The sequence below is a fragment of the Pikeienuella sp. genome, from assembly GCF_046290545.1.
GTDB lineage: Bacteria > Pseudomonadota > Alphaproteobacteria > Rhodobacterales > Rhodobacteraceae > Pikeienuella.
Map to the genome: position 1 here is coordinate 329,926 of NZ_JBKAGV010000017.1, position 19,746 is coordinate 349,671.

The following is a 19,746-nucleotide window of genomic DNA, read 5'->3' on the forward strand; positions in this document are numbered from 1 at the left end:
GGCGGCAAGGGTGCCGCGCGCTCAGCTTGGCATGAAGACGCCGCCGCCATGGTCGGCGGCGAGCCGTGAGATGGCGGCGCACTCCTCCTCCGGCGGCGGCGCCTCGTCCACGAAGCGCCAGTTGCGCTCATGGAGCGCGAGCGCATCCGCGCTGTCGAGCGCGCGGCCTTGCCCCGCCCGAAGAGAAGGGCGCGGAGTTGAGGGATGTCGTTTCGGGTCGATCGTCAGGGCGGGGCGGGGGATAGCCGATCCCGGCACGGCGTCACAGCATCGCCTTGAGCCGGTAGAGCGTCTCCAGCGCCTCCTTCGGCGTCATCTCGTCGGGGTTGAGCGCAGCGAGCGCGGTCTCCGCCGGGACCGGCCCCCTCGCGGGCGGGGGCGCCGGGGCTGGGCGGGCGGAGAAGAGGGGCAGGTCGTCGATCAGCGCCTTCGCCTTCGCGCCGCCGCCTTCCCGCTCGCCGGCCTCCAGCGCCTCCAGCACCGCCTTCGCCCGCGCGATCACCGGCTCCGGGAGCCCGGCCAGGCGCGCGACCTGCACGCCATAGGAGCGGTCCGCCGCGCCGGGGCGGACCTCGTGCAGGAACACCGCCTCCCCCTCCCATTCCCGCACCGCCATCGTCGCGTTGGCGAGCGCCGGGAGGCGGGCGGAGAGCGCGGTCAGCTCGTGGTAATGCGTGGCGAAGAGGCCGCGGCAGCGGTTCGTCTCATGCAGGTGTTCGAGCACGGCCCAGGCGATGGAGAGCCCGTCATAGGTCGCCGTGCCGCGCCCGATCTCGTCGAGGATCACGAGCGCGCCCGGGCCGGCCTGATTGAGGATCGAGGCCGTCTCCACCATCTCCACCATGAAGGTGGAGCGCCCGCGGGCAAGATCGTCCGCCGCGCCGACGCGGCTGAAGAGCCGGTCCACCACGCCGATCCGCGCGGCGCGGGCCGGCACGAAGCTCCCCGTCTGGGCGAGGATCGCGATGAGGGCGTTCTGGCGGAGGAAGGTGGACTTCCCCGCCATGTTCGGGCCCGTCACGAGCCAGAGCCGCGCCGGATCGCCCGAGAGGTCGGCGTCGTTGGCGACAAAGCCGCCGCCGCCCTGCCGCCGGAGCGCCTGCTCCACCACCGGGTGCCGCCCGCCCTCGATGCGGAAGGCGCGTCCGGGCTCCACCACGGGGCGAGCCCAGCGCTCTTCCGCCGCCAGCGCCGCGAAGCCGGCGGAGAGATCGACCGAGGCCATCGCCTCCGCCGCCGCGGCGAGGCGCGGCGCCTCCTCCAGAACCGCCTCGCGCAGCGCGGCGAAGGCGCGCAGTTCGAGCGCGAGGGCCCGCTCCGCCGCCGCCAGCATCTTTGACTGCATCTCGGAAAGCGGCGCGGTGGTGAAGCGCACCTGCCCCGCAAGCGTCTGCCGGTGGATGAAGGTTTCCGAGAGGGGCGGGGAGAGCATCTTCTCCGCATGGGTCGCCGGCGTCTCGATGAAATAGCCGAGGACGTTGTTGTGCTTCACCTTCAGCGCGCCGATCCCGGTCAGCGCCTGGTATTCGGCCTGCATGGCGAGGATCACGGAGCGCCCGTCATCCCTCAGCGCGCGGGCCTCGTCGAGCGCGGGATCGAAGCCGGGCCGGATGAACCCACCGTCCCGCGCAAGCAGCGGCGGCTCTTCCTCCAGCGCCGCGTCGAGCCGGGCGGCGAGCGCCTCATGCCCCGTCATCGCCGCCGCCTCCGTCGCGAGCGGCTCCGCCCCGGAGAGAAGGCCGGCGAGCGAAGCGGCGGCGCGGAGCGCGGCGCGGATGGCCGAAAGGTCCCGCGGCCCGCCCCGGTCCAGCGCCAGCCGGTTCAGCGCGCGTTCGAGATCGGGCGCGCGCCCCAGCGCCTCCCGCGCGTCGTCCCGCAGGCGGGTGTCGGCGAAGAGCGCCTCCACCGCGTCCAGCCGCCGGGCGATCTCCCCCGGGTCGGTCGAGGGGGCGGAAAGGCGCGCGGCGAGGAGGCGCGCGCCCGGCGCCGTGCGCGTCCGGTCCACCGCATGGAGGAGTGCGCCCTCCCGCTCGCCGGAAAGGGTGCGGACGAGTTCGAGATTGCGCCGCGTCGCCGCGTCGATCCGCATCGCGCCCGCCTCCGCCTCCCGCGCGGGCGGGCGGAGGAGCGGGAGCGCGCCCCGTTGCGTGATCTCGATGTAGTCCGCCAGCGCGCCGAGCGCGGAAATTTCCGGCCGCGCAAACGCGCCGAAGCCTTCGAGGCTGGCGACGCGATAGAGCGCCTTCAGCCGCCCCTCCGCCGCCTGGCTGTCGAAGCTGGCGGCGGAGAGCCGGGTCGGCGTCGCCCCCGCCTCGGCGACGAGGGAGAGGAGCGCCTCCTCCTCCGCTGGCGCAGGCCCGATCAGCACCTCCCGTGGCCCGAGCCGGGCGAGAAGCGCCCCGAGCGCCGAACGCGGCGCGGGGGAGACGCGCACCTCCCCCGTCGAAAGCTCCGCCCAGGCGAGCGCGCCCTCCCCCCTTATCTCCGCGAATGCGGCGAGCCAGTTCGCCGCCCGCGGCTCCAGGAGGGCCTCCTCCGTCAGTGTGCCGGGGGTGACGAGCCGCACCACGCCCCGCTTCACGACCGATTTGGAGCCGCGTTTTTTCGCGTCCGCCGGATCCTCCAGCTGCTCGCAGACGGCGACGCGGAAGCCCTTGCGGATCAGCGTCAGGAGGTAGGATTCGTGGGAATGGACCGGGACGCCGCACATCGCGATGTCTTCGCCGAGATGCTTGCCCCGCTTCGTCAGCGCGATGTCGAGCGCCGCCGCCGCCGCCTTCGCGTCGTCGAAGAAGAGTTCGTAGAAGTCCCCCATCCGGTAGAACAGAAGCGCGTCGGCATGACCCGCCTTGATCTCCAGGTACTGCGCCATCATCGGCGTCGCGTCGGCGGGAATCTCGGCGGATTGCGGCATCGTCACTTGGCCCTCGCTCCTCTTCGCACTAGCATGATCACTGACGGGGAGGAAGCGGGGGGCTGCATGGAGATCCAGCGCGCGAGGCCGGAGGATGCGCCGATTGTCCGGCGCATCGCGCTTGACGCCTATCAGCCCTATATCCGCCGCATCGGGCGGAAGCCCGCCCCGATGTTGGCGGACTACGCCGCGCTCGTCGCCGCCGGGAAGCTCTGGATCCGGTCCGAGATCGCTGAGATCGTCGGCTATATCGTCCTCGAAGCGACGGAGGACGCGCTCGTTGTCGAGAACGTCGCGGTCCACCCCGAACGGCACGGGGAGGGGCACGGCCGCGCCCTTCTGGACTTCGCGGAGCGGGAGGCGCGGCGGCGCGGGCTGCCGCGGCTCGCGCTCTACACCAATGCGAAGATGTCCGAGAATATCGGCCTTTACCTCGCGCTCGGCTGGCGCGAGACGGAGCGCCGGCACGAGGCCGGGTTCGACCGCGTCTTCTTCGAAAAGCCGGCGCCAGGCCTCGCCTCCTCCTCCAATCCTTGAGACTTCGTTGATCTGACACGCAAATTTATTTCTTTCGACCGCCTGAGATTTTTTCTTGCTTTCGGGGCCCGGGCGCCCCAAATGCACGCCCACGACGCCAACGCACGCGCCTCTGGCACGAGCCGGCGGGTTCGCCCGCCCTCTACGGTTACGTAGCGACGGTAACGTCTCTCTTGGAACAATCCGCCCGCGGGCGGGGTCTGACGGAGATGGCCATGAACGCCTACGTAGCCGGGCTCGCGCCCGCAGAACCCTATTTCGCGCCCTTCCGACGCGCCGAGGCCTATGCCCGGAGCCACGCGTTCGACCGCCCGACGCTGATCCTCGACGTGGATCAGGTCGCGGAGCAGTTCCGCGCGCTCTCCCGCGGGCTTGGCCGCGCGGCGATCCACTACGCCGTGAAGGCGAACCCGGCGCGTCCCGTCATCTCCCGCCTCGTCGCGGAAGGCTCCCGCTTCGACGCCGCCTCGCGCGGGGAGATCGAGCTTTGCCTCGCGCTCGGCGCGCGGCCGGAGCACATCTCCTTCGGCAACACCGTGAAGAAGACGGGCGACATCGCCTTCGCCCACGCCGCCGGCGTGACCCTCTTCGCCGCCGACGCGGAGGAGGAGCTGGAGAAGATCGCCGCCCATGCGCCGGGCGCGGAGGTCTATATCCGCCTCATCGTCTCGAAGTCCGAGGCGGACTGGCCGCTTTCCCGCAAGTTCGGCGTGCAGCCGAAGGCGGCGATGCCGCTCCTCCGCCGCGCGCGGGAGCTTGGCCTCCGCCCCGCCGGGTTCTCCTTCCATGTCGGCTCGCAGACCCGTCGCGCCCAGATGTGGCGCCCGACGCTGGACGAGTTCGCGCCGCTCTGGGCCGAGGCGCGGGCCGAAGGCTTCGCGCTCGACCTTCTGAACATCGGCGGCGGCTTCCCCGCCTTCTACGGCGAGGCGATCGATGCGCCGGAGGTCTATGCGCGCGAGGTCATGGATCTCGTCGAGCAGCGGTTCTCCGGCGCGGAGCGCATCATGGCGGAGCCGGGCCGCGGCCTTGTCGCCGAGGCGGGCGTGATTGCGGCCGAGATCGTCCTCGTTTCGCGCAAGTCGCCGGACGACATCCACCGCTGGGTCTATCTCGACATCGGCCGCTTTTCCGGCCTCGCCGAGACCGAGGGCGAGGCGATCCGCTACCAGATCGCGACGCCGCATGACGGGATGGCGTCCGGTCCCTGCGTCCTCGCCGGCCCGTCCTGCGACAGCGCGGACGTGCTCTACGAGAAGCGGCCGATGGACCTGCCGCTGGCGCTGAAGGCTGGGGACAGGGTGGTGATCCGCTGCTGCGGCGCCTACACGACGAGCTATTCCTCGGTCGGCTTCAACGGCTTCCCGCCGCTCGATCTCGTCTGCATCTGAGGCGGGGACGGCCCGCCCTCTGGCCGCCTTCCGCCGAAGTGGAGGGCGGCCAGAGGTAGAGGCAGCCGACCTTCGCGCGCCTGACCGGCAGGTCAACCGTCAGAGCGAAGCCAGCGCACCCTCGATATCGGCGATCAGGTCCTCCGGAGCCTCCAGCCCGACCGAGAGGCGGAGGAGGCCGGGGCCGATGCCGAGCGCGGCGCGGGCCTCTTCCGAGAGCCGCTGATGCGTCGTCGTAGCCGGATGGGTGATGATGGACTTCGCGTCCCCGAGATTGTTCGAGATGAGAATGAGCTGCAGCGCGTTCATGAAACGGAAGGCGGTGGCCTTCGAGCCGAGGTCGAAGGCGACCATCGTGCCGCCCGTCTCCATCTGCTTCGCGACGAGCGCAGCCTGCGGATGGTCCGCCCGCCCCGGATATAGGACGCGGGCGACGGCGTGATGCGCGGCGAGCCGCTCCGCGATCTCGGCCGCGCCGGCGGCCATGGCGCGGGCGCGAAGGTCCAGCGTCTCCAGACCCTTCAGCATGACCCAGGCGTTGAACGGGCTCATCGCTCCGCCGGTATGCTTCAGGTAGGGCTCCAGCACCTCCCGGATGAACTTCTTCCGCCCGAGGACAACGCCGCCGAGGCAGCGGCCCTGCCCGTCGATATGCTTCGTGGCGGAATAGATCACCACGTCCGCGCCTAGCTCCAGCGGGCGCTGGAAGACGGGGGTGGCGAAGACATTGTCCACCACCACCCGCGCGCCGGCGCCGTGTGCGATCTCGGCGACCGCTTCGAGGTCGATCAGCTCCAGCGTAGGGTTCGACGGCGTTTCGAGGAAGACGGCAACTGTCTCCGGCCGCATCGCGGCGCGCCATTGCGCGAGGTCCGTCCCGTCCACCAGCGTGACCTCGACGCCGAAGCGGGGCAGGAGCGTCTCCACGATATAGAGGCAGGAGCCGAAGAGCGCGCGGGCGGCGACCACATGGTCCCCCGCCTTCACCTGGGAGAAGAGCGCCGCGTTGACGGCGGCCATGCCGGAGGCGGTTGCGAAAGCGTCCTCCGCACCTTCGAGCGCGGCGATCCGATCCTCGAACATCCGGACGGTGGGGTTGCCGTAGCGGGCGTAGATGAAGCCCTCGTCCTCCCCCTTGAACCGCGCCTCCGCCGCCTCCGCATCCGGATAGGCGAAGGCCTGGGTGAGGAACAGCGCCTCGGAAAGCTCGCCATGCGCGCTCCGCCAGGTCCCGGCATGGATCATGCGGGTGCGGGGGGCGAGGGGGCGGTCGGTCTGGTCTTTCGGCATGGGCCCGGCCTTCATCAATGGCCGGATCGGGGCCGGGGCCGCGCCCCGAGACCTCTTTAGCGGTTTCTTTAACGTGGCCCGCAAGCCGGCCGACCAAATCGCCACGTGAGCCGCGCTTAACTCATGCATGAGCCTGGTTCAAGCGCGGCGTCTCGACAGCGCAACGGGTGCGGTCCATGTTTGCGCGAAAAAGGGGGGGAAGATGGCGAAGATCGTGCGGGTCGAAATCGAGATGGCGGACCTGAAGCCGAAGGTCAGGCGCTCCGATGCGATCCAGAGCTTCGTGAGCCAGGAGACGCCGATCCTCCGGGTCTTCGACGCGGACGGGGCGGCGGGGACGGGATATTCCTACACGATCGGGACGGGCGGGCCGGCGATCGTCTCCCTCCTCGAACGCAGCCTCGCGCCGCGGATGATCGGCCGGGAGGCGGAGGAGATCGAGGGGATCTGGCGCGAACTCCTCTTCGCCACCCATGCGACCGCGGTGGGCGCGATCACCTCGCTGGCGCTCGCCGCCGTCGACACAGCGCTCTGGGACCTCCGTTGCCGGCGGGCGGGGCTGCCGCTCTGGCGCATGGCTGGGGGCGCGAAGCCCTCCGTCCCGCTCTATACGACCGAGGGCGGCTGGCTCCATATCGAGACAGGCGCCCTCGTGGAGGATGCGCTGGCGGCGAAGGAGGCCGGGTTCGGCGGCTCCAAGGTCAAGATCGGGCGGCCGCATCTTTCCGAGGACCGGGCCCGGCTCACGGCGGTGCGGGAGGCGGTGGGCGGCGCCTACGAGATCATGACGGACGCCAATCAGGGGTTTTCGCGGCCCGAGGCTCTGAGGCGGGCGAAGGTTCTCGAAGAGGCGGGGGTCGCCTGGTTCGAGGAGCCGATGCCGGCGGACGACGTGGCGGCGCACGCACTCCTCGCCGCTTCCACATCCGTCCCGGTGGCGGTGGGGGAGAGCCTCTATTCAATCTCCCAGTTCAAGGATTACCTAGCGGTGGGCGCCTGCTCCATCGTGCAGGCGGACGTGGCGCGGATCGGCGGAATCACGCCCTGGCTGAAGGTCGCGCACATGGCGGAGGCGTTCAACGCGCCGATCTGCCCGCATTTCCTGATGGAATTGCATGTGAGCCTCGTCTGCGCCGTGCCGAACGCGCCCTGGCTCGAATACATCCCGCAGCTTGACGCGCTGACCGGGGAGGGGATGCGGATCGAGAACGGCCGCGCCTTCCCCTCGAATGAGCCGGGGCTCGGGATCGACTGGGATTTCGCGAAGATTGAAAGGGAGCGCGTGATGGCGCCTGTGGCGGTGGAATGACGATCCGGGAGCGGGTGCTTGCGGGCGAGACGGTGATGGGCGCGATGGTGTTCGAGTGCATGGTGCCGGCCATGCCGCAGCTCCTCGCGCTCGCCGGCGCGGAATACTGTGTCTACGACATGGAGCATTCCGGCGCCTCGGTGGAGACGATCAAGGCGCAGGCGGCGTTCTGCCGGGGCCTTCCTGTCACGCCGATGGCGCGGCCGCCGCGGGGGGAATACCGCTATATCGCGCGGCTGCTCGATTCCGGCGTGAAGGGGATCATGGCGCCGATGATCGAGAGCGCGGCGGAGGCCGAGACTCTCGTCTCCGCCTGCCGCTATCCGCCGACGGGCAGGCGCGGCGCGGCCTTCGGCTTCGCCCATGACGATTACGCGCCGGGCGACCCGAAGGCGAAGATGGCGAAGGCGGACGCCGAGGTGCTCGTCATCGCCCAGATCGAGACGGAGCGCGGGCTCGCCCATGCCGAAGCCATCGCGGCGACGGACGGGGTCGACGTGATCTGGATCGGGCAGGCGGATCTTTCCAACTTCCTCGGGCGGCCCGGCGATTTCGAGAGCGCTGTCTATCGCGACGCCTGCGCCGCGATCCGCGCCGCTGCGGAGCGCCACGGCAAGGCGATGGGCGTACTGGCGACGAGCCCTGCGGGCATGGCCGCCTATCGCGCCGAGGGCTACGGGATGCTGGCGGCGGGGACGGACCAGGCGATCCTCGTGGAGGGGTATCGGCGGATTCTCGCGGGGTAGGGCCGGTCGGCCGCTCGCGCGATGATCGCGCTGCGCGGCGTCTCCGCCCCGCCCGTCGCTACAGCGCCCGCCTTGCCCGCAGAGCAGCGGAGAGGGTGCCGTCGTCGAGATAGTCGAACTCGCCCCCGACCGGCACGCCCTGCGCCAGCGAGGTGACGGAGACGCCGGCGCCTGAGAGATGGTCAGCGATGTAATGCGCCGTCGTCTGGCCGTCGATCGTCGCGGGGAGGGCGAGGATCACCTCCTGCACCTCGGGCGCTGCGGCGCGGACGGCGAGGCGGGGGATGCGCAGCGTCTCCGGCGTCACTGAGTCGAGCGCGGAGAGGACGCCGCCGAGAACGTGATAGCGCCCGCGAAATATACCAGCCCGCTCCAGCGCCCAGAGATCGGCGACATCCTCCACCACGCAGAGCAGCGACGAATCCCGCCGCGGATCGCGGCAGATCGCGCATTCGTCGCCCGTATCGAGATTGCCGCAGGTTGCGCAGACGCGCACGCGCTCCGCCGCCTCCTGCATCGCGCGGGCGAGGGGGAGGAGCAACGTCTCCCGCTTCTTCACCATCTGGAGGACGGCGCGGCGCGCGGAGCGCGGACCGAGGCCTGGCAGCTTCGCCATCAGGTCGATCAGCCGCTGAACCTCCTTGCCCGCTTCTCTCTCGTCCATCCCGTTCCCCGCCTGTTCGCGCCGGAAGGTCGGCCGCGCGCGAGCCCTCGTCAAGCGCCGCCGCGCCGGAGGGCGGAGAAATCGGGCCGAAATCCGCCGATCGCGCGGTGGCCGACGATCACGGCGAGGAGCATGGAGAGCGCGAAGCCGCTCCAGACCGCGGCGAAGAGCCCGGCCCAGACGCCGGCGAGCCCCCAGCCGAGGCCGGAGACGAAGAGCGCGGGGAAGAGGAGGAGCGCGAAGATTTGCCGGTAGAGGCCGATGACGACGCTCCAGACCGGGCGGCGCACGCCCTGGAAGAAGGCGGTGACGAGGAACATGAGCGCATAGGCCGGCGTCATCAGCGCCGCGGCGCGGAGATAGGCGGCGCCGGAGGCGATCGCGGCCGCATCCCCGGTGAAGAGCCCGGTCAGCGCCGCGCCGAAGAGACCGAGGAGCACCGATCCGGCGAGGGAGAGCCCGAGCGCGGCAAGCGCCGCCAGCGTCGCCGTCTGGCGCACGCGGTCATGGTCCCCTGCCCCGAAACTCTGCGCCGTCAGCGGCATGAGCGCGATGGAGAGCGAGAGGATCGGCAGGAGGATCAGCTGCTCCACCCGGAAGGCCACGCCGAACCCCGCCACCGCCGCCGCGCCGAAGGGCTGGAGATGCGCCTGCATGATGAGCCCGCCGGCCATCATCACCAGCATCGTGAGGCTCGCGGGGAGGCCCTGCCGGAGGAGGGCGAGGAAGATCGCCCGCGCCGGGCTCGCGTCGCGCCAGCCTGCGCCGCGGAGCGCCCGCGTCCTCCGCGCGCGTGAGAGGAGGAAGAGCGCGACCGCGGCCTGGATCAGGATCGTGGAGGCGGCGATCCCGTCGAAGCCGAGGCCGGAGAGCCCGAAGGCGCCATAGATCAGGAGCGGGTTCAGCCCGATATTGGCGAGAAAGGCCGCGGCCTGCGCGTTCCGGTTCGCGCTGGTGTCGCCCTGCGCCGTGAGAACGCCGTTCGCGGTGAAGCCGACCAGAAAGCCCGGCAGGCCGAGGAAGAGGAGCTTGAGGTAGCTCTCCGCCGCTGCAAGCACCGCCGGCTCCGCCCCGAGGAGGGCGAGCGCCGGGCCGGCGAGGAGCGCCCCGGCGAGGCCGAGCGCGGCGCCGAGGAGGGCGGCGAGACCGAGCGCGCCGGCGGCGTAGGCCCGCGCCGCCTCGGGGCGCCCGGCGCCGAGCGCCCCGCCGATCAGCGCCGAGGCGCCCTGCGAAAGGCCGAAGCCGAGCGAGACCAGCAGCATGAAGATGGAGAAGGAGAGCGCGAGCCCGGCCTGCGCTTCCGTCGATATCCAGCCGGCGTAGAACGTGTCCACCACGTTGTAGAGCGTCGTGAACAGCATCCCGAAGGCGGCGGGGCCGGCAAGCGCGACGAGATGGGGCCCGAGCGGGCCCCGTGTCAGATCCCTCTCGGACATGGGGTCATGGCTGTTCCGGTTCGGGGCGAGAGCCGGATTTGGCTTGCGCTCATCGTGATTTGCGGGTTTTTACTTATCTTGGCGCGGTCAAGATCGCGTCGTGTCTCGATAGTTGCGTAACGAAGGAGCGCCCCGCCTTTTTTCGCGGCGTCGCTCCGCGCGGATGCGTCGCGTAGAGGTCGCGTTGATTTCGCCGCCGCCTCCCGGGGATGGCGCTGAAAGGGGGCCGGCGCGCGCGTGGAGGGGCGGGCCGGCCTTTTCATTCAGCGTCAGTGCATCCGCCCGCCGGCGGGGACGCGGTGGTCCGGCCCGATCAGCACCACCTCCCCCGCCTCGTCCGGCAGGCCGAGCACCAGCACCTCGCTCATGAACGGACCGATTTGCCGCGGCGGAAAATTCACGACGGCGAGCACCTGCCGACCGATCAGCGCCTCTGGCGCGTAGTGCTTCGTGATCTGGGCCGAGCTCTTCCTGACGCCGATTTCGCCGCCGAAATCGACCCAGAGGCGGATCGCAGGCTTCCGCGCCTCGGGGAAGGGCTCGGCCCGGACAACCTCCCCCACCCGCACGTCAACCTTCAGGAAATCCTCGTATCCGATCTCGGCCATGCGCCCCTCCGTGCTTCGCGCCGGACCATAGGGCGGCGGGGCGGCGGGCGGAAGGGGTCAGCGGGCGGGCGCGGCGTTCGAACCGCGCGCGATCAGCGCCAAGCTGTCGCGTCGGTTGAAAATCTGTCCGTGGTCGCCGGGGGGCGAAAACCGCGGGCAGATCAGCCGCGTCCCTGATCCGCCGGGCGCTCATGGCGACGCCCCGCGAGACGCCGCCGGACCGATCATCGTGACGTCCCGAAACTGTCACCTTCAGGCGGGCGCCGCGTCCTCCACCCGCAGCTTCGCCTTTCGCCGCCCGCCCCAGTCGTCGATCTCCAGCCGACCGGCGACATGGAGCGGCGCGCCGCCCGAGCCTTCGAGAAAGTTTCCGAGCGGGCCGGGGAAGGCGCGGAATGCGATGGCGTCAAGCCTATCGCCCGCCGGGTCCGCGAGGGTCAGCCGCAGATGCGCCTCGCCCGCCCGCTTCGCGAAGGCGACGCGGAGGCCGGGAAGCGCGAAGCGCGGGGCGGGGGCGGCCTGGCCGAAAGGCCCCGCCGCCTCCAGCAGGGAGACAAGCTCCGGCGTCGCCGCCGCAGCGGAAAGCGCGCCGTCTATCCTGAGGCTCCGGAAGGGCGGAAGGGAGCCCATCGCGGGGGCGAGGCGGGCGGCGAGCGCCTCCATCGCCGGCTCAAGCATCGCGGCGGAGAGGCTGAGCCCCGCCGCCATACGGTGCCCGCCGCCCTTCGCGATCAATCCCTCGCGCGCCAGCGCGGCGACAGCGGCGCCGAGATCGACGCCTTCCACCGAGCGGGCGGAGCCCTTGCCCTCCCCGTTCTCGAAGCCGATAACGACGGCTGGCCGCTCGAACCGCTCCTTCAGCCGCGCTGCGACGATGCCGACGACGCCGGGGTGCCAGCCCTCTGCCGCGGCCCAGACGAGCGGGCCCTCGAAGCCCCGCGCCTCGACCTGCTCGACGGCGCGCTCAAGCACTTCCGCCTCGATCCGCCGCCGCTCCTCGTTCAGGCGTTCGAGCTCGAAGGCGATTCCCTCCGCCTCCTCCGCCGAGGTCGTGGACAGGAGGCGTGCGCCGAGATCGGCCTTGCCGATCCGGCCGCCGGCGTTCACCCGCGGCCCGAGGACATAGCCGAGATGGAAGGAGGCGGGGGCCGCGGTGAGCCGGGCGGCGTCGGCCAGCGCCCTGAGGCCGGGCCGTGCGCGCGCGGCCATCACCTTCAGCCCCTGCCGCACGAAGGCGCGGTTGACGCCGACAAGCGGCGCGACATCCGCCACCGTGGCGAGGGCGACGAGATCAAGCGCGGCCATAAGGTCCGGCGCGGCGCGGCCGTCCGACCTGAGGAGGCGGTTCGCGGCGACGAGGAGGAGGAAGACCACGCCGGCGGCGCAGAGATGGCCCATGCCGCTCGCATCGTCATGCCGGTTCGGGTTCACGACCGCCGCGCATTCGGGCAGCGTCTCCCCCGCGAGGTGATGGTCCGCGATCACGACATCCGCGCCGGCGGCGACGGCGGCCGCGACCGGGCCGTGGGAGAGCGTGCCGCAATCGACGCAGAGAATGAGGTCATGCGCGGCGCCGAGCGCGGCCATGGCGGGCTCGTTCGGGCCGTAGCCCTCGTCAATCCGGTCGGGCACGTAGATCGTGGCGGCGAGGCCGAGATCGCGCAGCCAGCAGACGAGGAGCGCGGCGGAGGCGCCGCCGTCCACGTCGTAATCGCCGAAGATCGCCGCCCGCTCCCGCTTCTGGACGGCGCGGACGAGGCGGGCGGCGGCCCGGTCCATGTCGCGGAGCGAGGAGGGGTCGGGGAGGAGCGCCTTCAGCGTCGGGTCGAGGAAGGACGCCGCGCCCTCCGGCGCGACGCCGCGGAGCGCGAGGACGCGTCCGACGATCTCCGGCGCGCCGGTCTCGCGCGATATCGCGGCCCCCATCCGCTCAGCCGCCTCGCCCGGCCCGATCCAGCGACGCCCGAGGACGGAGGCCTCGACGCCGAGAAAGGCGGGCTCAGTCAAAACCGCGATCGCTCTCGCCAGGCCCGCCCTCGGGCCGCGGCGGCGGGCGGTTCGGCGCGCCCTCGGGCTCCCCCCGGAGCGCGCGGCGGAGGAGGAGGAGGCCGAAGACCCAGCCGCCCGCGGCGATGGCGAGCCATACATAGGGCGGCGACTCACCCTCGGGCGCGGCGGAGGCCCAGCCCCTGACGACAAGCGCGGCCATGCCGGTCAGGAGCGCGAGCCAGACGAGGAGGAAGGCGACGGCCGCCCGGCTCCGCCGCCGCCGCTCCGCCATCAGAGCTCCCGCGTGCGGTAGCGGAGGCGGCGGACGGAGCCGGTGCGCGAGCGCATCAGGATCGTCTCCGTCTCTACATAGCCGCCGCGGCGCTTCAGCCCGGGGAGGATCGACCCGTCGGTGACGCCGGTGGCGGCGAAGATCACGTCCGCCGTCACCATGTCGTCCCGGCTGTATTTCCGGTTGAGGTCCGTGATGCCGGCCTTCGCGGCGCGGCCGCGCTCGTCATCGTCGCGGAAGAGGAGCCGGCCCTGGATCTGGCCGCCCATGCATTTGAGCGCGGCGGCGGCGAGGACGCCCTCCGGCGCGCCGCCTGCGCCCATGTACATGTCGATGCCGGTCAGCTCCGGCTCCGCGCAGTGGATGACGCCGGCGACGTCCCCGTCGGTGATGAGGCGGATCTGGGCGCCGACCTCGCGCAGCTCGCGCACGATCGCGTCATGGCGCGGGCGCTCCAGCACGCAGACCTTCACGTCCCCCGGCGCAGCGCCCTTGGCGGCGGCGAGGGCGCGGACCCGCTCCGTCACGCTCATGTCGAGATCGACGAGACCCTCGGGATAGCCCGGCCCGATGGCGAGCTTGTCCATGTAGACGTCCGGCGCATGGAGGAGGGAGCCGCGCGGGCCCATGGCGATGACGGTGAGGGCGTTCGGCATGTCCTTCGCCGTCAGCGTCGTGCCTTCGAGCGGGTCGAGCGCGATGTCGACCTCGGGGCCGGTTCCGGAGCCGACCTCCTCCCCGATGAAGAGCATCGGCGCCTCGTCCCGCTCGCCCTCGCCGATCACGACGACGCCGCGGATGTCGAGAAGGTTCAGCTGCTCCCGCATGGCGTTCACCGCAGCCTGGTCCGCCGCCTTTTCGTCGCCCCGGCCGATGAGCTTCGCCGAGGCGATGGCGGCGGCCTCGGAGACGCGGGCGAGGCCGAGGGAGAGCATCCGGTCGGCGAATTCGGTGGTGATGTCCTGGCTCATCCGTCTCTCCCTATGGTTCGGCGCCTTCTACGCCGCCGGGCGCAGGCGCGTCCAGCGCCTGGGGCGGGATTCGGGAGCCGGACCAAGAGTGCGTAACTTGCCCTAAGTCCCGGACGCGACTCTCTGAAGCGCCAGCGTCGCGAGGAAGCCTGCGCCCGCCAGCAGCGCCAGCCCCGTCTCTCCCGTCGAGGCGATGAGCGCGGCGTCGTAAAGGCAGATGCCGGCGATCATCGTCACCACCGCCTTCGGCACGTCCCCCGTGGCGCGGCGGAAGAGGCGGCGGAGGGCTAGGGCGGCGACGGCCGCGAGGGCGAGCGCAAAGGCGAGGGTCAAGGGCTCGGAGACGCCGAGCCAGAGCGCGTAGAGGATCGGCGCGGCAAGGGCCGCGAGCGGCCAGGCGGCGCCGATCCGGTCATAGGCCTCCTGCTTCGCGGCGTAGGTGAGGCCGACGATCCAGGCGAAGAGGCCGAGCGCGCCCCAGAGCGCGGGGCCTGTGAAGGCGCCCACGGCGAGGGCGGCGAGGGCGTAGGAGAGGAAGCGCGTCGCCCCCATGATGACGGGGCTGAGCGCGGTGCGCTTGTGCAGCCAGTCATAGAGGAAGATCGCCGCGCCGAGCGCCAGGGCGGCGGCTCCGGCCTCCGGCCCGAGCAGGAAGGCGATGGCGGTTCCCGCCGCGAGCATGGCGAAGCCGCCGATGAAGACGGCTCCGCGCCCGATCTCCCCCATCGGGATCGGCCGGTTGGCGCGGAGCTTCGCATCGATCTCCGCGTCGAAGGCGTCGTTCAGCCACATGCCACCTTCGTAGAAGAGCGTCAGCGCGAGGGCGACGAGGAGGACCGTCTCGAGCGGAACGCCGCCCGTGGCGGCGAGCGCGGCGCCGGCCAGCGCGTTCGTCCAGACGGTGGGGAGGTTCGAGATGCGGCCAAGGCGGAGGATCGTGCCGAAGGTCATGCGAGGCGGGCCTTCACCCAGTTCAGTTCGCGCGCGACGGCCTGATCCACCGACCCCGCGGCGAGGCCGGGAGGAAGAACGGACCACGTGTAAGTCTCGACTTCCAGATGCTCCGAGATCGGCTCGGCGCGGTGAAGGGCGAGGATTTCGGCGAGGAAGCCCTGCGTCGTGCCGAAGGCGGGCAGCGTTTCGAGAAAGACGGGGACATGGAAATGCACCCGCCATTCCTCCCCGTCCTCTGCGCCGCCTGGGGCGAGAGCAAGGGGCAGGTCCGCGAAGCGGCGGAGGCCGACGGGCCCCTTCGCGATGAGTTGGTGGAGATAGACGCCGTCATCGAAGGCGGCGAGCGCGGCGCGGGCCTCGGGTGAGCCGGAGGGGATGCGGAGCGCGGAGGAGAGCTGGAGCTTATGGACGGGCACGCAGGATTCGCGAAGGATCGCGAGGCTCTGCGCCGCGTCCTCGAACTCCACGGCGGCGTGGCAGACGTCATAGCAGAGGCCGAGATGGCGGGGGAGGAGGTCAGCGGCCTGCGCCTTGCTGCGCCCGGTCAGCGCGGCGAGGCGGGCGGCGGCGGCGTCGCTGAAGAGATGCGCGCGGAAGAAGGCCGCGCTTTCCTCGATGGTTTCGAGGAAGCAGCAGGGCTCCGGCTCCAGCGCCAGCGCGACGCGGCGGCCCGTCTCCGCCTCCAGCTTCACCAGATGCGCGGCGGCGCGGAGCATCATGTCGGCCATCGCCGCCTCCGCGCCGGCCCCGTTCGGGCGGAACGCGCCGGGGACGGTGGAGAGGCTGAGGAAGGCGCCTTCCGGGTTGATCTCCGCCATAAGGTCCGCAAGGGCGCAAGTGTAGGCGAGGCGCTCCTTCGCCCGCCAGTCCGGCAGGTAGACCTCCTCCTTGACGCGCGCGCCGTGGAATGGGCCGTAGGGGAAGCCATTCATGGTGAGGGGGAGGAAGCCTTCGGCGGCGAAGATCGTCTTGAGTTCGGCGCGCTTGCCCGGCTCGGCAAGCTCCGCGACCGTCTCCGCCGAGAAGCGGAGGCCGACGACGAAGGGCTCATCTGGCGAGAGCGCGGCCTTCACGGCGCGGGCCGGCCCCGTGAGCGCGGCGCGCGCCTCTTGCCAGCTCTGCGTCGGGTGGATGTTGAGGCACCAGGTGAGCGCGCCGAGCCCGCCGGGAAGGATCATCTCACCGGCCCGTGCGGGCGCGGAGCCACTCGATGGAGGCGGCGACCTTCTCTCCGTCCATCTCGTTCACCTCGACGCCGACGCCGAGCGCGGAGAGGAGCGTGATGGTCAGCTCGCCGCCCAGATGCTCCCGGAACTCGTCGAGCCCGGCGAGAAGGAGGGAGGCGCCCGCGGCGTCCAGCCGCTCCAGCGCGGGATGGAAGATGTCGAAGCCGAGATGTTCGAGGAGGGCGGCGACCCGCGCCTCCTCCCCTTCGGGCAGGAGCCCGGCGAGGACGGAATAGCGCGCGTCGAGCGCGACGCCGATGGCCACCGCCTCGCCATGACGGAGCCGGTGGCGCGTGAGCGCCTCCAGCTTGTGGGCGGACCAGTGGCCGTAATCGAGCGGGCGGGCGGAGCCCATCTCGAACGGGTCGCCGCCGGTTCCGATCTGCTTCATGTGGAGCGCGGCGCAGCGGCGGATCATCTCCCGCTCCGCGCCCTCCTCGAAGGTCGCGAGCCGGTCGGCGTTCGCCTCCAGCCAGCGGAAGAACTCCCCGTCGCGGATGAGCGCGACCTTCACCGCCTCCGCGAGCCCTGCCCGCCGCTCCCGCGCGGGGAGGGCGCGGATGAAAGCGTAGTCGTTCAGGACGGCCCAGGGCGGCGCGAAGGCTCCGACATAGTTCTTCACGCCCTTGAGGTTGACCGCGTTCTTCACGCCGACGCCGCTGTCGTTCTGGCTGAGGACTGTGGTGGGCACGCGGACATGGCGGACGCCCCGATGCGCCGTGGCGGCGGCGAGGCCCGCCGCGTCCAGCACTGCGCCGCCGCCGATGGCGACGACATAGGAGTGCCGGTCGATCCGCAGCTCGTGAATACGGTCCTGCATGTGTTCGAGATGGGTGAGCTCGGTCTTGATCCTCTCCCCGCCCGCGACGATCTCCGGCGGCGCGACGAGGGCGAGCGAGCCGGCATGGGCCGCGAAATAGGCCTCAATCTGCCTGATAAGGCCGGGCGCCGCGGCGGCGGCGCCTTCGTCGATCAGGACGAGTGCGCGGTGGCGCTTCGCCGGTTCCCGACGGCGCAACGCCTCGAGGAAGGCGAGGTTCGCCGGGTCGAAGAGATGCTCGGTGAAGACGACGGGAAACTCGAACGGAACGGAGAAGCGCTGCCACGCCGTCTCGGCTCCGAAGAGGGCCGCATCGGCGGCGACGACCTCGTTCGTCCCGGCCTCGTTCGTCCCGGCCTCGTTCGTCATCGCTTCGTCTCCTCCTTCGCCGGGTCTTTACCCGCCACGGCGCTGATCCTAACCTGCGCCCGCCGCGGGCCGTTTCGCAAGCCCCGCCGCATCCGAAAGGCCCCGTTCAGAAAGGCCCAGCCGTGAAAATCCTAAATGCCGTCCTCGCCGTCTTCATGCTGCTCTTCGCCGCCGTCCAGTGGAACGACCCGGACGGGCTGCACTGGGCCCTTATCTATCTCGCCGGCGCTCTCTGGTGCGGCGTCGCCGCGCTCCGGCCGGGCGTCTTCGCCGGCGGCGCCGGCTGGTGGCTCTTCCTCTCGACTGTGGCTGCGACCGTGTTCGGGCTCTGGCACTACTGGCCGCAGACGGAGAAGTTCTGGCTCATCGACGTCTGGTGGGAGACGGAGGAAGCGCGTGAAGGGATGGGCATGATGATCCTCGCGCTCTGCCTTGTCGCCGCCGGGCTCGTCGCCCGGCGGACGCGCCTCACGGGCTGAATTGCGGGGAGAGGATGTAGGAGACGATCTGCATCATCTCCTCCTCGGTGTAGACGTCCTTCCAGGCGGGCATCTTGCGGAATCCGTCCGCCACGCGGCGATAGACGAATTCGGGCTTGTAGCGGGCAGGGCGCAACTTCGGCGCCTTGCCGGGATACGCCTTCGCGCCGTGGCAATGGCGGCACTGGTCCGCCCAGATCGTCTCGCCGACGGCTATGTTCTCTGTCGCCTGGAGGTATTCCTCGGTGAAGGGAAAGGGCGGCTCGCTCCTTTCCGCCGCGCCTGCGGCCCCCCCGGCCGCGAGCAGGACGGCGAGCGCTATGATCTTCGGTTTCATGCGAACTCCACAGACAAGCCGCCCTGTGCGGGGCGGCGTTCCGGAATCGGGTTGAAGAAGACGTGCGGAGCCGGCCGGAGCCGGCCCCGCTCCCCGCATCACTCGGCGGGAACGACCTTGTAGATCGTGTCTTTCGAGCCGACCGGGCCGGTCGTGATCGAGGTCAGCGCATAGACCTCTCCCGCATTGTCCTGCCCGAAGGCGAGGATGTAGGGAATCGGGCCGTCCATGTTCACGACCTCGCCCATCTTCCGGTCATAGCCGCCGGAGCCGTTCGGGACGCCGACCATGATCTGCCCGTCCATCGTGCCGAACTGCTTGGACCAGTCGCCGTAGATATAGGCGCCGTCCCAGGCCGCATGCGAACCGCGATAGATATAGCCGCCAGTGACGGAGATGCCGTCGCAGCCATCCGGCTTCGCGGTGCAGTTGTTGTATGTCATGATCGGCATCTCGAGGCCAGCCATGTCACAGGAAGCCGGATGGTTGTCAGGCTCCTCGAAGTTGAAGCACTTGTCGGCTTCCATCCGGCGCCACCCATAGTTCGCGCCGGCCATGATCTTGTTGACCTCTTCGTAGCTGTTTTGCTGCACATCGGCGCAGTAGAGCGCGTTGTCTCCGCCCTTGTCGAAGCTGCAGCGCCAGGGATTGCGGAGGCCGTAGGCATAGATGCGCGGGTCCGCGTCCTCGTTGTCGACGAAGGGATTGTCCGCCGGGGCCTCGCCCGTCTCCGGGTCGATGCGGAGGATCTTGCCGAGCGGCGTCGTCAGATCCTGCCCGTTGCCGATCTGCGGGTTGTGGCCGATTCCCCAGTCGTTGGCGTAGCCGCCGTCGCCGGTCGAAATGTAGAGCATCCCGTCAGGCCCGAAGCCGATCCAGTGGCCGTTATGGTTGAACTGCGGCCACGGGATCGACGAGACGATCCGGCCCGAGAACCGGTCAGCCATGTTCGGATCGTCTTCGGAGACCGTGTACTCCGCGACGACGTTGGAATGGCTGTACCAGAGGATCTGGCCCAGATCGCCCTGCGCGTCCAGCGGCGCGGAGTAGGCGACATAGAACTTGCCATTGTTCGCGAAGTCCGGATGGAAGGCGAGGCCGAGGAGGCCGCGCTCGTCAAAGTCCGGATGCCGGTCGATCACGAGGCCGCGGATGTCGAGGAAGGGCGTGCCGTGCATCTGGCCGTCCTCGACGATCATCACACGGCCCCACTGCTCGATCACGAACATGCGGTTGTCGCCCGCGGGCTGGATCATGGCGAGCGGCTGGTTGATGCCGGAGACGACAGGCTCCAGTTTCACTTTCACCGTCTCTGCGGCGCCGGCGGCGCCGGCGAGAAAGGCCGCGGCCGCTGCGGCCGCGAGTCCATACGAGAGTTTGCTCACTCCGATTTCCTCCCATGGATGCCGGTCTC

General features: G+C 70.8%; 19 protein-coding genes and 1 riboswitch. Of the genes, 5 read left to right on the forward strand and 14 right to left on the reverse strand.

Annotated features, from left to right (window positions below):
• Positions 1–21: 21 nt before the first annotated feature.
• Both ACE37J_RS18090 and mutS read right to left on the reverse strand, forming a co-directional pair.
• Positions 22–258 (reverse strand): hypothetical protein, encoded by a 237-nt coding sequence (locus ACE37J_RS18090; protein WP_409713788.1) that lies wholly within the window; start codon positions 256–258, stop codon positions 22–24.
• A gap of 4 nt (positions 259–262) precedes the next feature.
• A complete protein-coding gene (gene mutS / locus ACE37J_RS18095) occupies positions 263–2,914 on the reverse strand; it encodes a DNA mismatch repair protein MutS (RefSeq protein WP_409713791.1) in 2,652 nt (883 codons plus the stop codon).
• Positions 2,915–2,947: 33 nt separating this feature from the next.
• On the opposite strand from mutS, the gene ACE37J_RS18100 reads away from it, so the two are divergent.
• Positions 2,948–3,451 (forward strand): GNAT family N-acetyltransferase, encoded by a 504-nt coding sequence (locus ACE37J_RS18100; RefSeq protein WP_409713794.1) that lies wholly within the window; start codon positions 2,948–2,950, stop codon positions 3,449–3,451.
• Between the two features lie 215 nt (positions 3,452–3,666).
• Positions 3,667–4,842: a type III PLP-dependent enzyme gene (locus ACE37J_RS18105; protein WP_409713797.1), complete on the forward strand. Its 1,176-nt coding sequence runs from the start codon at positions 3,667–3,669 to the stop codon at positions 4,840–4,842.
• Between the two features lie 99 nt (positions 4,843–4,941).
• Here ACE37J_RS18105 and metZ read toward each other — a convergent pair whose 3' ends face one another.
• Positions 4,942–6,132 carry an O-succinylhomoserine sulfhydrylase gene (gene metZ / locus ACE37J_RS18110; protein ID WP_409713800.1) on the reverse strand — a complete coding sequence of 397 codons (1,191 nt, stop codon included), beginning with the start codon at positions 6,130–6,132 and terminating at the stop codon, positions 4,942–4,944.
• A 35-nt stretch (positions 6,133–6,167) separates the two neighbouring features.
• Positions 6,168–6,247, reverse strand: a riboswitch (SAM riboswitch).
• Positions 6,248–6,334: 87 nt separating this feature from the next.
• On the opposite strand from metZ, the gene ACE37J_RS18115 reads away from it, so the two are divergent.
• Positions 6,335–7,441, forward strand: coding sequence for a mandelate racemase/muconate lactonizing enzyme family protein (locus ACE37J_RS18115; protein ID WP_409713803.1), 1,107 nt, complete (start codon positions 6,335–6,337; stop codon positions 7,439–7,441).
• Positions 7,438–8,187: an HpcH/HpaI aldolase family protein gene (locus tag ACE37J_RS18120; protein WP_409713806.1), complete on the forward strand. Its 750-nt coding sequence runs from the start codon at positions 7,438–7,440 to the stop codon at positions 8,185–8,187. Before ACE37J_RS18115 ends, ACE37J_RS18120 begins: the two co-directional genes overlap by 4 nt.
• A 58-nt stretch (positions 8,188–8,245) precedes the next feature.
• Here ACE37J_RS18120 and recR read toward each other — a convergent pair whose 3' ends face one another.
• The 9 genes from recR to ACE37J_RS18165 form a co-directional block, all read right to left on the reverse strand.
• Positions 8,246–8,851 carry a recombination mediator RecR gene (recR, locus tag ACE37J_RS18125; RefSeq protein ID WP_409713809.1) on the reverse strand — a complete coding sequence of 202 codons (606 nt, stop codon included), beginning with the start codon at positions 8,849–8,851 and terminating at the stop codon, positions 8,246–8,248.
• Positions 8,852–8,901: 50 nt separating this feature from the next.
• Positions 8,902–10,287, reverse strand: coding sequence for an MATE family efflux transporter (locus ACE37J_RS18130; RefSeq protein WP_409713812.1), 1,386 nt, complete (start codon positions 10,285–10,287; stop codon positions 8,902–8,904).
• Positions 10,288–10,556: 269 nt separating this feature from the next.
• Positions 10,557–10,895, reverse strand: coding sequence for a tRNA-binding protein (locus ACE37J_RS18135; RefSeq protein ID WP_409713815.1), 339 nt, complete (start codon positions 10,893–10,895; stop codon positions 10,557–10,559).
• Between the two features lie 252 nt (positions 10,896–11,147).
• On the reverse strand, positions 11,148–12,902 hold the full coding sequence (recJ, locus tag ACE37J_RS18140) for a single-stranded-DNA-specific exonuclease RecJ (protein WP_409713818.1): 1,755 nt from the start codon (positions 12,900–12,902) through the stop codon (positions 11,148–11,150).
• Complete coding sequence (locus ACE37J_RS18145; RefSeq protein ID WP_409713821.1) at positions 12,895–13,176, reverse strand: hypothetical protein; 282 nt, start codon at positions 13,174–13,176, stop codon at positions 12,895–12,897. Before ACE37J_RS18145 ends, recJ begins: the two co-directional genes overlap by 8 nt.
• Positions 13,176–14,147: a class II fructose-bisphosphatase gene (gene glpX, locus ACE37J_RS18150; protein ID WP_409713824.1), complete on the reverse strand. Its 972-nt coding sequence runs from the start codon at positions 14,145–14,147 to the stop codon at positions 13,176–13,178. Before glpX ends, ACE37J_RS18145 begins: the two co-directional genes overlap by 1 nt.
• A gap of 102 nt (positions 14,148–14,249) precedes the next feature.
• A complete protein-coding gene (locus ACE37J_RS18155; protein WP_409713826.1) occupies positions 14,250–15,098 on the reverse strand; it encodes a UbiA family prenyltransferase in 849 nt (282 codons plus the stop codon).
• Positions 15,095–16,279 (reverse strand): metabolite traffic protein EboE, encoded by a 1,185-nt coding sequence (eboE, locus tag ACE37J_RS18160; protein ID WP_409713829.1) that lies wholly within the window; start codon positions 16,277–16,279, stop codon positions 15,095–15,097. The genes ACE37J_RS18155 and eboE overlap by 4 nt, the downstream gene beginning before the upstream one ends.
• 1 nt (position 16,280) lies before the next feature.
• Positions 16,281–17,516 (reverse strand): 3-dehydroquinate synthase, encoded by a 1,236-nt coding sequence (locus tag ACE37J_RS18165; RefSeq protein ID WP_409713832.1) that lies wholly within the window; start codon positions 17,514–17,516, stop codon positions 16,281–16,283.
• Between the two features lie 122 nt (positions 17,517–17,638).
• Between ACE37J_RS18165 and ACE37J_RS18170 the strand changes: the two genes are divergently transcribed.
• Positions 17,639–17,995, forward strand: coding sequence for a transmembrane 220 family protein (locus ACE37J_RS18170; RefSeq protein WP_409713836.1), 357 nt, complete (start codon positions 17,639–17,641; stop codon positions 17,993–17,995).
• Here ACE37J_RS18170 and ACE37J_RS18175 read toward each other — a convergent pair.
• The gene (locus ACE37J_RS18175) at positions 17,985–18,332 is read right to left on the reverse strand and encodes a c-type cytochrome (RefSeq protein WP_409713839.1); all 348 of its coding nucleotides are present in this window, start codon (positions 18,330–18,332) and stop codon (positions 17,985–17,987) included. The two genes, ACE37J_RS18170 and ACE37J_RS18175, sit on opposite strands and share 11 nt — an antisense overlap.
• A 98-nt stretch (positions 18,333–18,430) precedes the next feature.
• Positions 18,431–19,717, reverse strand: a complete 1,287-nt coding sequence (locus ACE37J_RS18180) for a PQQ-dependent sugar dehydrogenase (RefSeq protein ID WP_409713842.1) — start codon at positions 19,715–19,717, stop codon at positions 18,431–18,433.
• Positions 19,718–19,746 lie beyond the last annotated feature (29 nt).

Coding starts and splice junctions, on each gene's coding strand:
- mutS (WP_409713791.1), bottom strand. CDS start 2,914: ATGCCGCAATCCGCCGAGATTCCCGCCGACGCGACGCCGATGATGGCG.
- ACE37J_RS18155 (WP_409713826.1), bottom strand. CDS start 15,098: ATGACCTTCGGCACGATCCTCCGCCTTGGCCGCATCTCGAACCTCCCC.
- ACE37J_RS18115 (WP_409713803.1), top strand. CDS start 6,335: ATGGCGAAGATCGTGCGGGTCGAAATCGAGATGGCGGACCTGAAGCCG.
- ACE37J_RS18165 (WP_409713832.1), bottom strand. CDS start 17,516: ATGACGAACGAGGCCGGGACGAACGAGGCCGGGACGAACGAGGTCGTC.
- eboE (WP_409713829.1), bottom strand. CDS start 16,279: ATGATCCTTCCCGGCGGGCTCGGCGCGCTCACCTGGTGCCTCAACATC.
- ACE37J_RS18120 (WP_409713806.1), top strand. CDS start 7,438: ATGACGATCCGGGAGCGGGTGCTTGCGGGCGAGACGGTGATGGGCGCG.
- recR (WP_409713809.1), bottom strand. CDS start 8,851: ATGGACGAGAGAGAAGCGGGCAAGGAGGTTCAGCGGCTGATCGACCTG.
- ACE37J_RS18105 (WP_409713797.1), top strand. CDS start 3,667: ATGAACGCCTACGTAGCCGGGCTCGCGCCCGCAGAACCCTATTTCGCG.
- metZ (WP_409713800.1), bottom strand. CDS start 6,132: ATGCCGAAAGACCAGACCGACCGCCCCCTCGCCCCCCGCACCCGCATG.
- ACE37J_RS18130 (WP_409713812.1), bottom strand. CDS start 10,287: ATGTCCGAGAGGGATCTGACACGGGGCCCGCTCGGGCCCCATCTCGTC.
- ACE37J_RS18145 (WP_409713821.1), bottom strand. CDS start 13,176: ATGGCGGAGCGGCGGCGGCGGAGCCGGGCGGCCGTCGCCTTCCTCCTC.
- ACE37J_RS18175 (WP_409713839.1), bottom strand. CDS start 18,332: ATGAAACCGAAGATCATAGCGCTCGCCGTCCTGCTCGCGGCCGGGGGG.
- glpX (WP_409713824.1), bottom strand. CDS start 14,147: ATGAGCCAGGACATCACCACCGAATTCGCCGACCGGATGCTCTCCCTC.
- ACE37J_RS18135 (WP_409713815.1), bottom strand. CDS start 10,895: ATGGCCGAGATCGGATACGAGGATTTCCTGAAGGTTGACGTGCGGGTG.
- ACE37J_RS18100 (WP_409713794.1), top strand. CDS start 2,948: ATGATCACTGACGGGGAGGAAGCGGGGGGCTGCATGGAGATCCAGCGC.